This window comes from Burkholderia territorii (assembly GCF_902833055.1).
GTDB classification, from domain to species: domain Bacteria; phylum Pseudomonadota; class Gammaproteobacteria; order Burkholderiales; family Burkholderiaceae; genus Burkholderia; species Burkholderia territorii.
In genome coordinates, this window is sequence record NZ_CADFEJ010000001.1 from 721,036 (window position 1) to 733,856 (window position 12,821).

The window sequence follows — 12,821 nt, forward strand, 5'->3', positions numbered from 1 at the left end:
ATCAGACGGGAAGACGGGAGCGGCCCGGCGAACGCGGGCCGAGGAGCGATGCCCGCGCATGGCGCGCCGGCATCGTTCAGCGCGATTCAGCGCGCGGACGGCTGCGGCTCGATCCGCGCGTTCACCGCGTCGACGAGCGCGTTCATGCGCGCACGGATCGCCGCGTTCGAGCCGACGAGCGCGAGCGACGACGCCATGATCCGATAGATCCGCTTGCGCGGCACCTTCGCCGGCCTCGCCGGATCGAGCCACGCATCATGGCCGGCCAGCAGTTCGAGCGTTTCGAGGCCGATCATGATCGGCCACAGGCACGCCAGCCGCAGGCGCACGAAGCGGCGCGGAATCGCCAGCGTGTACCGGCATGCGTCGCGATACTGATCGAGCGTCACGCGCAGCAGGTCGACCAGCACGCCGCGCGCACGCATCGATGCGTCGGGCGACATCAGATCGGCAACGCCCACGCCGTGTGCGGCCAGCACGTCGTCGGGCAGGTAGCAGCGGCCGATCCGCAAGTCCTTCGCGCAGTCGCGCAGGATGTTGGTCATCTGCAGCGCCTTGCCGAAACGAATGCCCTTCTCGCGCATGTCGGCCAGGTCCCAGCCGCGCGCGGCGCGCGTGTGCGCGCCGGTCATGTCGGTCCAGAATTCGCCGACGCAGCCGGCGACCAGATACGTGTAGCGATCGAGCACGTCGCGGGCCGGCAGCGATGCGACCTCGCCCGACTGCTCGTCGGGGAACGTGCGCAGATCGAATTCCATTCCCGACGTCAGCGTCGCGACGACCTTGCGGATCGACGCGCGATCGGCCTCCGGCTGCGCGCGCAGCAGCGCGAGCATCGGCCGCATCGAGCCGAGCAGCACGTGCTCGTGCGAATCCGTCTGCATCCGCGTCACATCCTCCAGCGCACGCGACAGGGCCGCGCCGTCGCCGAGCCGCTCGACGTCGTTGCGCAGGTCGGTCAGCAGCGCCGCGCGGCGATCGGGCGCGACGAGCGCCGTATCGGCGATCGTGTCGGCCGCGCGCGCGAGCAGATAGGCCAGGCCGACCGGCGCGCGCATGCCGTCGGGCAGCACGCGCAACGTCAGGTAGAAGGAGCGGGAAACGTTCTTCAGCAGGTCGCCGAGCAGGTAGGCGGGATCGGTATGAGTCGTCATGGGTCGGTAAAAATCGGCCGGCGCGGGGCCGGACGCACACGGGCGCCGGGCGCCCGCGCCGGCCCGCGAGTCGCCGCATCGGCGCGCGCGGACGGGCGGCGGCCCGACGCGGCGATGCAAAAGTCCCGCAAGTTTAGTGCATCCGGCGCGCCGGCTCCCGGCGACGGCCGGATCGCGCCCCGCACGCGATCGCACCTTCGGGCCGTCCCGTGCGCCTTGCGCGGCAACAAAAAAGAAAGGCGCGAGTAATACATATGTAATTATCCGATGCGACGATCGCGTCCCGTTCGACTCCGCGCGGCTCGCCGACGCAGGCCGCATCGCCGGAACGACCGCCCTTTCACCGACTTCCGTTTCGAAGGTTTCCGACATGCTCTTCACGCGCCCGACCGCCCTGCGCTGCATCCCGTTCGCCTGTGCCGCCGCCCTCCTGCTCGCCGCCTGTGGCGGCGACGACGTGTCGGCATCCGATCCGACGCAGCCGATTTCCGCGAAGGTCCAGGTGGTCGGCCATCGCGGCGCGAGCGCGCTGCGCCCCGAGCACACGCTCGCGTCGTACCGCAAGGCGATCGAGGACGGCGCGGACGTGATCGAGCCCGACCTCGTCTCGACCCGCGACGGCGTGCTCGTCGCGCGCCACGAGAATGAAATCTCCGGCACGACGAACGTGTCGACGCTGCCGCAATTCGCGAGCCGCAAGGCGACCAAGACGATCGACGGCGCGCAGCTGACCGGCTGGTTCGCCGAGGACTTCACGCTCGCCGAGTTGAAAACGCTGCGTGCGCGCGAGCGCATTCCGCAAGTGCGCCCGGCGAACACCGCATACGACGATCAGTTCGAGATCCCGACCTTCGACGAGATCGTCGCGCTCGCGAAACAGATGTCCGCGCAGACCGGCCGCACGATCCACCTGTATCCGGAAACGAAGCACCCGACCTACTTCCAGTCGATCGGCCTGCCGCTCGAGGACCGGCTCGTCGATGCACTGCTGAAGGATCCGTACACGGCGCGCACGGCGACCGTCTACATCCAGTCGTTCGAGGTCGCGAACCTGAAGGCGATCCGCAACCGGATCAAGTCGAGCCAGCCGAACTGGAAGCTCGTGCAGTTGATGGACGAAGCCGGCCAGCGCCCGTACGACTTCGTGAAGGCGAACGACAAGCGCACCTACGGCGACCTGTCGACGCGCGACGGAATGCGCGAGATCGCGACCTATGCGAACGGTGTCGGCCCGTACAAGACGTCGATCATCGCCGTGGCGGCGGACGGCACGCTGCAGCAGCCGACGCCGTACGTGCGCTACGCGCACGAGGCCGGCCTCGTCGTGCATCCGTACACGTTCCGCCCGGAGAACAACTTCCTGCCCGCGTCGCTGAAGGACGGCGGCACGCCGGCCACGCGCAACACCGCGGGCTCGGTGCGCGAGATCCACGCATACCTGCGCGCGGGCATCGACGGCTTCTTCACCGACGATCCGGCCGTCGGCCGCGCAGCCGTCGATACGTTCAAGCGCTGAGCGTGCCGGGCGCGATGCATGCGATGCGCCGCTGAACGTGCGGCAACCGGGCGCGATGCATGTCGTGCCGCACACCGGTTGCCGCGTCGCGGTCAGATCACGCGGAAGTGGTGCGTGCCGTCGCGCTTCAACTGGTCGACCAATCCGTATTCCCAGTCGAGATACGCCTGCATCGCAGCGGCGGCGTTGTCGGTGCCTTCATACGGGCGCCGGTAGCGGTCGATGCGCGGCGACGCCAGATGCGTGTCGCCGTGCTCGAGCGGCAGCCCCGCGTCGATCCACGCGGCCGTGCCGCCGGTCAGCACCGAGATCGCCGCGCCGGCCGGCAGCAGCGCGCGCGCGTCATCCGCCGCGAAGCGCGCGAGCAGGCTCGATCCACACGTGAACACATAGCGCGTCGCGGGCGGAATCGCGGCGAGCGCGTCGCGCAACTGCGCGCGCACGACGAACCACGCGCCGGGAATATGCCGCTTCACGTAGTTCGCGCTGGTCGTCACGTCGACGATCGCGACCTCGCCCTCGGCCGCCTCCTTCAGCCAGCCCGCGAGCGTCGCGGGCGACACCTCGTCCACCTGCGGCGGCGCCGGCACGTCGCGGGGCGGTTGACCGCGCTCGGTGAAGGCCGCCGTGCCGGCCGGCTCGATCACACGCACGTCCCAGCCCATCTGCGCGAGCCACGACGCGGTCATGTCCGCGCGCACGCCGTCGTCGTCGGCGAGCACGATGCGCGCGCCGCGCACGGGCGCGTGATGGTCGGTCTCCTGCACGAGCTGGCCACCGGGCGTGCCCAGGAAACCCGGCAGATGGCCGGCCCCGTATTCCTCCGGCGTGCGCACGTCGAAGCGGTACAGCGTGCGGCCCGGCTCGTCGAGCGCCGCGACGTCCGCGAGCGCGATGCGCGGCACGCCGGCGCGCTCGGCCACCGCGCGCGCGGCGCGGCGGGCTTCCTCGCGCTGCGCGGGTTCGATGTCGTCCGGGAAGCGTCGCGCGGCGCCGTGTTCGAGCGCCTGGCCGGCGAGCGTCCAGCCGATCGTGCCGTTGCGCAGGGCCGCGACCGGGTTCGGCAGCCCCGCATTCACGAGCGACTGCGTGCCGATGATGCTGCGCGTGCGGCCCGCGCAGTTCACGACGACCCGGGTTGCCGGGTTCGGTGCGAGCGCGCGCACGCGCAGCACGAGTTCCGCGCCCGGCACGCTGGTCGACGTCGGGATGTTCATCGTCTGGTACTCGTCGAAGCGGCGCGCGTCGACGATCACGACGTCGGCCTTCTCGTCGATCAGCGCCTGCACTTCCTGCGCGGACAGCGACGGCGTATGACGCTCGGCCTCGACCCATTCGCCGAACGACTTGCTCGGCACGTTCACGTCGATGAACAGCTCGCCGCCCGCGGCGAGCCAGCCCGCGAGACCGCCGTCGAGCAGCCGCACGTCGGTGTAGCCGAGCTGCGCGAGTTTCGCGGCCGCGCGCGGCGCGAGATCCTCGCCGCCCGCTTCGCCGTACACGACGATCGGCGTGTCGCGGCGCGGAATGCGCGTCCACGCGTCGAGTTCGAGCTTCGACAACGGGAAATTGGCGGCCCACAGCGGATGGCCCTGCGCGTAGGGATCTTCCTCGCGCACGTCGATCAGCGCGAGCTCGTCGCGGGCCAGCAGGCGTGCGCGTACGTCCTGATACGACGCGACGGGGAAACGGGAAGTGGAATCGACGGATTGCGTCACGATGTCGGTAGTGGATTCTGTTGCAGTCGGTGAAGAAAACGAACGAAAAACGGATGAATCTCGCGCCTGCGGGCGCACGCCCGAAACGGGCCGCCCGCGACTTGCAGCGTCACGCGTTCGAATAGCCGGACACGAACGGCTTCACAGTGCCGTCGTCGAGGAACACCGCTCGCTCGACCTTGCCGATGTCCGCGCCGTACACATGGATGCTGATCGATACCCGATCGGCGAACGCGTTGGTCACGCGATGGACGTCCCCGATGCGCGGCGACACGGCCTCGACGTCTCCCGGCTGAAGCCCCACCGCATCGCCCGACGGCACCGGCCGGCCCGCCGCGTCGAACCGGTACGGCTGCGAGAACTCGCCGCCGCGCAGCATCCCGATCAGCCCCCACACCGTGTGGTTATGGATCGGCGTCGTCTGGCCGGGCCCCCACACGAAGCTGACGACGGAGAACCGCTCGTCGGGATCGAGATACAGCAGGTACTGGCGGTAGCGCGCCGGATCGGGCTGCGCGAACGCGTCGGGCAGCCAGTCGTCGTGCGCGACCAGCTCGGCCAGCAGCGCGCCGCCCTCGTCCAGGATGCGCGCCTCGTCCGCGCCGGATGCGAGCAGCGCGCCCAGCCTGTCGACGAACGGACGCAGCGGTGTCTGATGCAACGAAAGCGTACTCACCGGCTGTCTCCTCGAATATGATGCCGAATATGATGAATCGTCATGATGCACCCGAAATACCATGCAGAACAAACATGAAAATTAGCGATATCGACGCTTTTGCGGCGGTCGTCCGCTGCCAGACGCTGAGCCAGGCCGCGGCCGAGCTCGGGATGACGCAGCCGGCGATCACGCGGCGCGTGCAGAATCTCGAGGAAGCGCTCGGCGTGACGCTGCTCGACCGCAACACGAAGCCGCCGCGGCCGACCGACATCGGCCTGCGGGTGTTCGAGCAATGCCGCGCAATCCTGCGCGAGGTCGATGTGCTGCGCGAACTCACGGCCGGCCAGCGGCCGCCCGCGGGCGAATTCCGCATCGGCCTCACGCAAGGGCTCGGCGAACTGATGCTTCCCGGGCTGATCGCGCGGATCGGCGCGCAATGGCCGGCGCTCGCCACGCAGGTCACGACGGCCTGGGGCGGCATGCTCGTCGAGCGCATCGCGCGCCGCGAACTCGACGCGGCGCTGGTGTTTCTGGCCCGCGAGATGCGCTTGCCGCCGCAGGTCGACGGCGAGCGGCTGCTGGCCACGCGGCTCGTCGCGGTCGGCCGCAAGGGCGACTGGCCGCGCCGCAGCTACCGGCTCGCCGACTGTCACGCGCGCGGCTGGGTGCTCAATCCCGACGGCTGCGGCTTTCGCGCGGGCCTGCGCCGCGCGCTCGACGCGCAACGGCTGCCGATGCCGGTCGCGCTCGATACCTATGGCCGCGACCTGCAATTGCAGAGCGTCGCGAACGGGTTCGGCATCGGGCTGATGCCGCTGCCGCTCGTCGAAGGCAGCCCGCTGCGCGACGCGGTGGACATCGTGCCGCTCGCCGATTTCAAGCCTCGGATCGATCTGTGGCTGCTGCGCCGGCAGGACGCCGCGCGCTTCGCGGCGCCGCTCGCCGCCGTGGCCGCGCATGCGCGCGCGGCGTTCTCGCTGCCCGACGACGCGACGGAACACGACGAAGCCGCTTGACCGCGCGCGGCGACGACGCCCGCACGGCGTCGTCCCGCTTGCATCGACTGCCACACGGCCGCGCTCACGCATCGTCTTCGTTTCGGCCGGATGCCGGTGAGTTGCGGTAGGTTCCACCGGCCTGCGCATTGGTCGTCGCGCTGCGTGCCGCCGCGTCGAGCGCCGCGCGCCCGGCGGCAACCGCGATCGCGTCGTCCTGCGGCGTATGCACGCGACTGCACAGCACGTCGCGATAGTAACGTTCGAGCGGGTTGTGGCGGCTCAGCCCGTGATTGCCCGACAGCTTCAATGCGTGTTCGACCGTGCGGATCGCCTGTTCCGTCACGGTCCGCTTGACGAGGCCGCTCGTCGTCACCGTCGGCGCGTCGCCCGCATCGGTGCGCGCGATGTGCTCGTCGAGCAGCACGCGATTCGTATGCAACCACCCTTCGATCTCGCCGACGGCCTCCTGGATGCGCGGCAGCGTCGCGAGCGATGCACCGAGCCCGCTCGGCACGCGCGTCGTCGCGAACTCGAGCAGCCAGTCGCGCGACGCGCGCGCCACCGCATCGTAGAGACTGCCGAGCAACGCGACCATCCACGCCTGCTTGTCGGCTTGCGCGTCGACATCCGCATGGCTCGCGGCCGATACGGCCCACGCATCCGGGGCGCGCACGTCCACCGCATGATCGGCGGGCAGCCGCACGTCGTCGAACACGACCTCGTGGCTGCCCGATGCACGCAGGCCCAGGTGATTCCAGCTTTCGATCACGCGGATGCCCGCGTCGTCATCCGCATCGCGCTCGCGCGGCACGAGGAATACACCGACACGCGGTTCGGGTTCGTCGGTGCGCGCCCACACGGCGAGCCAGCGCAGCGCCGGAATGCCGGTGCTGTACAGCTTGTGGCCGGACAGTCGCCAGCCGTCGCCGTCGCGACGCGCGATCGTTTCGGGCAGACCGCCGCGCGACGGCGAGCCGAGTGCCGGTTCGACGCGCAACGCATTGATCAGCGCGCCCTCGGCGACCGCACTGTCGAACACCGCACGCCGCACGCGCGCGGGCCAGCGGTTGTCCGGGCGGCCGAGCGCGCGATGCTGCAGATACGTCATCGTCAGCACCAGCGCGGTCGCGGGATCGGCGCGCGCAACGGCGGCGACGATCCGGCTCGCCTGGGCGAGCGTCGCGCCCGCGCCGCCATGCTCGCGCGGCACGACCTGCGCGATCAGCCCGGCGCGATGCAGCCGCGCGAAGTTCTCGTGCGGAAAGCGGCCGTCGACATCGTTGCGGGCGGCGTCGGCCGCGAGTTCGGGCGCGAGACGCTCGAGCAGCGCGGCGACGCGCGCATCGTCGGCAGGCAGGTGGCGCAGCGACTGCGGCGGTCGCGGCGAGGAAGCGGCAAGGCTGGCGGACATCGGTACGGGTTCCCTCGGTGACTGGGTAGCTGGGTAACGTAACCGCGGTAATAGCGGAGATCGATTGGCGAATGGCGCGGCAGCGCATGAAGCCGACGGCGATCGGTTGCGCGCTCGCGTGCGAGTGCGCGGCCGTTTGCACGCGACTCCGTGCGCCTCCATCGGCGTTCGACGCAAGCCGATCCGGCACGTGCCGCGCGCGCAAGCGCCGCCCGGCACCTGTCCGGCGCCCCTTCCATTCCATCGCGAGCCCATAGCGTATGCGCAACGCCCGCGCGCCCAAACCATGCAAATCTGATATTCAATTCGGGATTGATTATTTCCATTCCGCATGATCCTGGCGGTAATCTGCGCTCCATTCCTGCCCCTGGCCGTTGCCGGCCGTGCGGGGCCGTCCTTGCATCGGAGACCCAGATGAGCGTCGAATTCATCGGCATGATCCAGAGCCAGAAGCAGTCGGAAATCCATCCGCCCACCGGCCCCGTCGTCGATCCCGACTACGTGCGCGACTTTGCCCGCGCACATGAAACGGCCGGCTTCGACCGGATCCTCGTGCCGCACCATTCGACCGGCCCGTCCGCGACGCTGACGATCGCGTTCGCCGCCGCCGCGACCGAGCGCATCCACTTCATGCTCGCGCATCGGCCGGGCTTCACCGCGCCGACGCTCGCCGCACGGCAGATCGCGACGCTCGATCAGTTCAGCCGCGGCCGGCTCGCCGTGCACTTCATCTCGGGCGGCTCGGACAGCGAGCAGCAGCGCGACGGCGACTTCCTCGACCACGATGCACGCTACGCGCGCACCGACGAATATCTCGGCATCCTGCGCCGCATCTGGACCGAAACGCAGCCGTTCGATCACGACGGCGCGCACTACCGCTTCACGCAGGGCTTTTCCGAAGTGAAGCCGCTCCAGCAGCCGCACGTGCCGATCTACTTCGGCGGCGCGTCGGAAGCGGCGCTGCAAGTCGCCGGCAAGCACGCGGACGTCTACGCGCTGTGGGGCGAATCGCTCGACCAGGTGCGCGACCTGACGACCCGCGTGCGCGCCGAAGCCGCGAAGCACGGCCGGCAGGTGCGCTTCTCCGTGTCGTTCCGGCCGATCCTCGCGGCGACCGAGGACGAAGCATGGGCGCGCGCGCACCGCATCCTCGACGAAACGCGCCGGCTGCGCGAAGCGGCCGGCCTCGGCACTGGCGGCCCGCAGCAGAGCGAAGGCGCGCGGCGCCTGCTCGCCGCGGCCGAACGCGGCTCGCGCGTCGACAAGCGGCTGTGGACCGAGATCGCGAAGCTCACCGGCGCGCGCTCGAATTCGACCGCGCTGGTCGGCACGCCCGAACAGGTCGCCGACGCGCTGCTCGATTACTACGACCTCGGCGTGACGACCTTCCTGATTCGCGGCTTCGATCCGCTCGAAGACGCGATCGACTACGGACGCGAACTGATCCCGCGCGTGCGCAGCGCCGTCGCGGCACGCGACGCCGCGCGCCGCGCGGCCTGACGCAAAGGGAGACGCCGACCATGTCCGCTGTCCTGTCTTCGTCGTCGCCCGCGCGTACCGCGTCGGGCCTCGTGCTCGCCGACACGCCGCGCCAGCACTTCTGGTTCGATCCGCCCGCGCCGCGCGTCGACGTCGCCGCCGAGCGTCGCCACCGGCAGGAGCGGCTCGCGGCCGCGTTCCGCCTGTTCGCCCGCTTCGGCTTCGCGTCGGGTCTGGCCGGCCACATCACCGCGCGCGACCCGGAACTGCCGGACCACTTCTGGGTGAATCCGCTCGGCGTGCATTTCTCGCGGATCAGGGTGTCCGACCTGCTGCTCGTCAACGCGCGCGGCGAAACCGCGATCGGCAACCGGCCGCTGAACAAGGCCGCGTTCGCGATCCACGCGGCGATTCACGACGCGCATCCGCACATCGTCGCGGCCGCGCATACGCATTCGACCTACGGCAAGGCGTGGTCGACGCTCGGCCGCCCGCTCGACCCGCTGACGCAGGACGCGTGCGTGTTCTACGAGGATCACGCGCTGTTCGACGACTTCACCGGCATGGTCGTCGACACGAGCGAAGGCGCGCGGATCGCGGGCGCGCTCGCGAAACCCGACGGCACCACGCACAAGGGCGTGATCCTGAAGAACCACGGCATCCTGACGGCCGGCCCGACGGTCGAAGCCGCCGCGTGGTGGTACATCGCGCTCGACAACGCCGCGCACACGCAGTTGCTGGCCGAAGCGGCCGGCACGCCGCAACCGATCGATCACGCGACCGCCCGACACACGCACGGCCAGATCGGCGGCCCGGACGGTGCATTGCACGCGTTCGACAGCCTGTTCGCAAGCGTCGTCGCCGACGAGCCCGACCTGCTCGACTGAGCGCCCGCCACACGACCGGAACCGGAGACCACACGATGACCGACACCACCGCATCCGCGCCGACCGGCGCCCCTGACGACAAGCGCCGCCGGCTGCTGCGCGCGGCCGGCGCCGCCGCGCTGACCGCGCCGGCGATCACGCTCGGCCGCAAAGCGTGGTCCGCGCCGCCGCTGAAGAAGCTCACGTTCGCGTGGAACCAGAATGCGTTCTGCCTGACGCCGATCGTCGTCGCGCAGGAGAACGGCTTCTTCGAGAAGAACGGGCTGAAGGTCGAGCTGATCAACTACAGCGGCTCGACCGACCAGTTGCTCGAATCGATCGCGACCGGCAAGGCCGATGCGGCGGTCGGGATGATCCACCGCTGGCTGAAGCCGCTCGAGGCCGGCTTCGACGTGAAGATCATCGGCAGCTCGCATGGCGGCTGCGTGCGGCTGCTCGGCGCGAAGTCCGCCGGCGTGACGACGTTGCAGGCGCTCAAGGGCAAGACGGTCGGCGTCAGCGATCTCGCGGCACCGGGCAAGCACTTCTTCTCGATCCTGCTCGCGAAGAACGGCATCGATCCCGAGCGCGACATCACCTGGCGGCAGTATCCGGCCGACCTGCTCGGCGTCGCGGTCGACAAGGGCGAGATCCAGGCGATCGCCGACGGCGACCCGAACCTCTATCTGCTCGAGAAGCGCAGCAACGGCGCGTATACGGAACTCGCGACGAACCTGTCCGGCGAATACGCGCGCAAGGTGTGCTGCGTGATCGGTGCGCGCGGCGACCTCGTGCGCAACGACCGGCCGGCGGCAGCCGCACTCGCGCGCTCGATCGTGCAGGCCACCGAGTTCACGCACGACAATCCGAACGAAGCCGCGAAGGCGTTCGCGAAGTATTCGCCGAAGATCAATCCTGACGACCTGCGCAAGCTCTACGCGACGCTGACCTATACGCACCACCCGACCAACGTCGACCTGCAGCAGGAAATCGCGTTCTACGCGGACGATTTCCGCCGGATCAGCGTGCTGAAGAAGAGCACCGACCCGCAGCGCTTCGCGCAGCAGGTCTATGCGAACGTGCTGGGGTGACGCGATGTCGACGATCGAGCACGCACGCGCTTCGCACCCCGCACCGGCACGGACCGAATCCGCCGCCGCGACTTCCGCCGTCGCCGCCCCTCCCCGTCCCGCATGCGCGGGGTGCGACGCAACCGCAGCAGCCGAAGCACGCCGCGCCCGTACCTGGCCGACCGGCATCGTCGCGGCGCTCGCGTGGGCCGCGCTCGGCGCGGTGACTCGCGTGTGGCCGAACCGCGTCGTCGGTTTCACCGACTGGGCGTACACCGACACGTTCGGCATCGCCGCGTGGGCGATCGCCGTGCTGCTGCTGGCCGCCGCGACGCTCGGCCACCGCGTGCCGGCCTCGCGCGCGCGGCTGGCCCGCGTGCGCCCGGCCGGCCCGTGGCTCGTCGCACTGCCGCTCGTGCTTGCCGCATGGGAAATCGTCACGGCGAAAACCGGCTGGCTGCCGACGCCGTTCTTCGCGCCGCCGCAGGCATTGATCGAGGTGTACGTCGACGACTGGCCGCGCCTCGCCGGCAGCGCCGGCAATACGCTGAAGCTGCTTTCGCTCGGGTTCGCGTGCGGCGTCGCGGCCGGGTTCGCGGTGGGCGTATCGATCGGCTGGTCGCGCCGCATCGGCTACTGGGTGCATCCGGTGCTGCGCGTGCTCGGCCCGGTGCCGGCCACCGCGCTGCTGCCGCTCACGTTCTACTTCTTCCCGACGAGCTATTCGGCCGCCGCGTTCCTGATCGCGCTGTCGACCGGCTTCCCGGTCGCGGTGCTGACGTGGTCGGGCGTCGCGAGCGTGAACCGGCAGTACTACGACGTCGCGCGCACGCTCGGCGCGAACGCGCGCTTCCTGGTGTTGCGCGTCGCGATTCCGGCCGCGCTGCCGCACGTGTTCGTCGGCATCTTCATGGGATTGAGCGCGTCGTTCACGGTGCTGGTCGTCGCCGAGATGATGGGCGTCAAGTCGGGCCTCGGCTGGTACCTGAGCTGGGCGCAGGGGTGGGCATCGTACGTGAACATGTATGCGGCGCTGATCGTGATGGCGCTGCTGTTTTCCGGGCTGATCGCGCTGCTGTTCGCGGTGCGCGACCGTGCGCTCGCGTGGCAGAAAGGAACCGTCAAATGGTAAGCGCCGCCGTTCTCGAATCGCCCGTCTCCGCGGCACCCGCCATACCCGATCTCGCGAAGGCGCGCGGCGCGCGCATCGACATTCGTCGCGTGAGCCATGCGTTCGACGGCCCCGGCGGCCCGCTGCCGGTGCTCGACGACGTCACGCTGTCGGTCGCGGCCGGCGAATTCGTCGCGCTGCTCGGCCCGAGCGGCTGCGGGAAATCGACACTGCTGCGGCTCGTCGCGGGCCTCGACGCCGCGCGACAAGGCGCGATCGCGCAGGATGGCGTGCCGATCGAACGGCCCGACCCGTCGCGCATCGTCGTGTTCCAGGATCCGACGCTCTACCCGTGGCGCCGCGTGCGCGCGAACGTCGCGCTCGGTCTCGAGGCGCGCGGCGTGGCGCGCACCGCGCAGCATCGCGTCGACGATGCGCTCGCGCGCGTCGGCTTGCAGGAATTCGCGAACGTGTTTCCGCATCAGCTGTCTGGCGGGATGGCGCAGCGCGTCGCGCTCGCCCGCGCGCTCGTCAACGATCCGCGCCTGCTGATTCTCGACGAGCCGCTCGGCAAGCTCGATTCGCTCACGCGCTTGACGATGCAGGCCGAGTTGACCGCGCTGTGGCAACGCGACGGATTCTCCGCGCTGCTCGTCACGCACGACGTCGAGGAAGCGCTGTTTCTCGCGCAGCGCGTGATCGTGTTCGGGCCGCGGCCCGCACGGATCGTCGCGGAACTGCATGTCGACCTGCCGTATCCGCGCCATCGCGGCGATCCGCGTCTCGCCGAGCTGCGTCACGAAGCGCTGCGGCATCTTGGACTCGACGCGAGCTGGTAAA

The 12,821-nt window shown here is 70.1% G+C and carries 11 protein-coding genes; 7 read left to right on the forward strand and 4 right to left on the reverse strand.

Annotation, left to right across the window (positions count from 1 at the left end; all coding sequences use genetic code 11):
• Positions 1–86: 86 nt before the first annotated feature.
• Positions 87–1,154: a phytoene/squalene synthase family protein gene (locus HW466_RS03165; protein ID WP_059869594.1), complete on the reverse strand. Its 1,068-nt coding sequence runs from the start codon at positions 1,152–1,154 to the stop codon at positions 87–89.
• Positions 1,155–1,524: 370 nt separating this feature from the next.
• On the opposite strand from HW466_RS03165, the gene HW466_RS03170 reads away from it, so the two are divergent.
• Positions 1,525–2,670, forward strand: a complete 1,146-nt coding sequence (locus HW466_RS03170; protein ID WP_151007012.1) for a glycerophosphodiester phosphodiesterase — start codon at positions 1,525–1,527, stop codon at positions 2,668–2,670.
• Positions 2,671–2,762: 92 nt separating this feature from the next.
• Here HW466_RS03170 and HW466_RS03175 read toward each other — a convergent pair whose 3' ends face one another.
• A complete protein-coding gene (locus HW466_RS03175; protein ID WP_174905400.1) occupies positions 2,763–4,388 on the reverse strand; it encodes a rhodanese-related sulfurtransferase in 1,626 nt (541 codons plus the stop codon).
• A gap of 109 nt (positions 4,389–4,497) precedes the next feature.
• Positions 4,498–5,064: a cysteine dioxygenase family protein gene (locus HW466_RS03180; RefSeq protein ID WP_151006966.1), complete on the reverse strand. Its 567-nt coding sequence runs from the start codon at positions 5,062–5,064 to the stop codon at positions 4,498–4,500.
• Positions 5,065–5,138: 74 nt separating this feature from the next.
• On the opposite strand from HW466_RS03180, the gene HW466_RS03185 reads away from it, so the two are divergent.
• Complete coding sequence (locus HW466_RS03185) at positions 5,139–6,062, forward strand: LysR family transcriptional regulator (protein WP_060346477.1); 924 nt, start codon at positions 5,139–5,141, stop codon at positions 6,060–6,062.
• Between the two features lie 64 nt (positions 6,063–6,126).
• On the opposite strand, the gene HW466_RS03190 is transcribed toward HW466_RS03185, so the two are convergent.
• Positions 6,127–7,455, reverse strand: coding sequence for an acyl-CoA dehydrogenase family protein (locus tag HW466_RS03190; protein ID WP_174905401.1), 1,329 nt, complete (start codon positions 7,453–7,455; stop codon positions 6,127–6,129).
• 414 nt (positions 7,456–7,869) lie between these two features.
• Between HW466_RS03190 and HW466_RS03195 the strand changes: the two genes are divergently transcribed.
• Genes HW466_RS03195 through HW466_RS03215 form a run of 5 tightly spaced genes read left to right on the forward strand, consistent with a single transcriptional unit; the run spans position 7,870 to position 12,820 of the window.
• Positions 7,870–8,955, forward strand: coding sequence for an LLM class flavin-dependent oxidoreductase (locus tag HW466_RS03195; protein ID WP_059450189.1), 1,086 nt, complete (start codon positions 7,870–7,872; stop codon positions 8,953–8,955).
• Between the two features lie 20 nt (positions 8,956–8,975).
• A complete protein-coding gene (locus HW466_RS03200) occupies positions 8,976–9,821 on the forward strand; it encodes a class II aldolase/adducin family protein (RefSeq protein ID WP_059507332.1) in 846 nt (281 codons plus the stop codon).
• 35 nt (positions 9,822–9,856) lie between these two features.
• A complete protein-coding gene (locus HW466_RS03205; protein ID WP_060024578.1) occupies positions 9,857–10,891 on the forward strand; it encodes an ABC transporter substrate-binding protein in 1,035 nt (344 codons plus the stop codon).
• A gap of 4 nt (positions 10,892–10,895) precedes the next feature.
• Positions 10,896–12,002: an ABC transporter permease gene (locus HW466_RS03210; protein WP_060137151.1), complete on the forward strand. Its 1,107-nt coding sequence runs from the start codon at positions 10,896–10,898 to the stop codon at positions 12,000–12,002.
• Positions 11,996–12,820: an ABC transporter ATP-binding protein gene (locus HW466_RS03215; RefSeq protein ID WP_059541052.1), complete on the forward strand. Its 825-nt coding sequence runs from the start codon at positions 11,996–11,998 to the stop codon at positions 12,818–12,820. The genes HW466_RS03210 and HW466_RS03215 overlap by 7 nt, the downstream gene beginning before the upstream one ends.
• The last annotated feature ends 1 nt before the right edge of the window (position 12,821 follow it).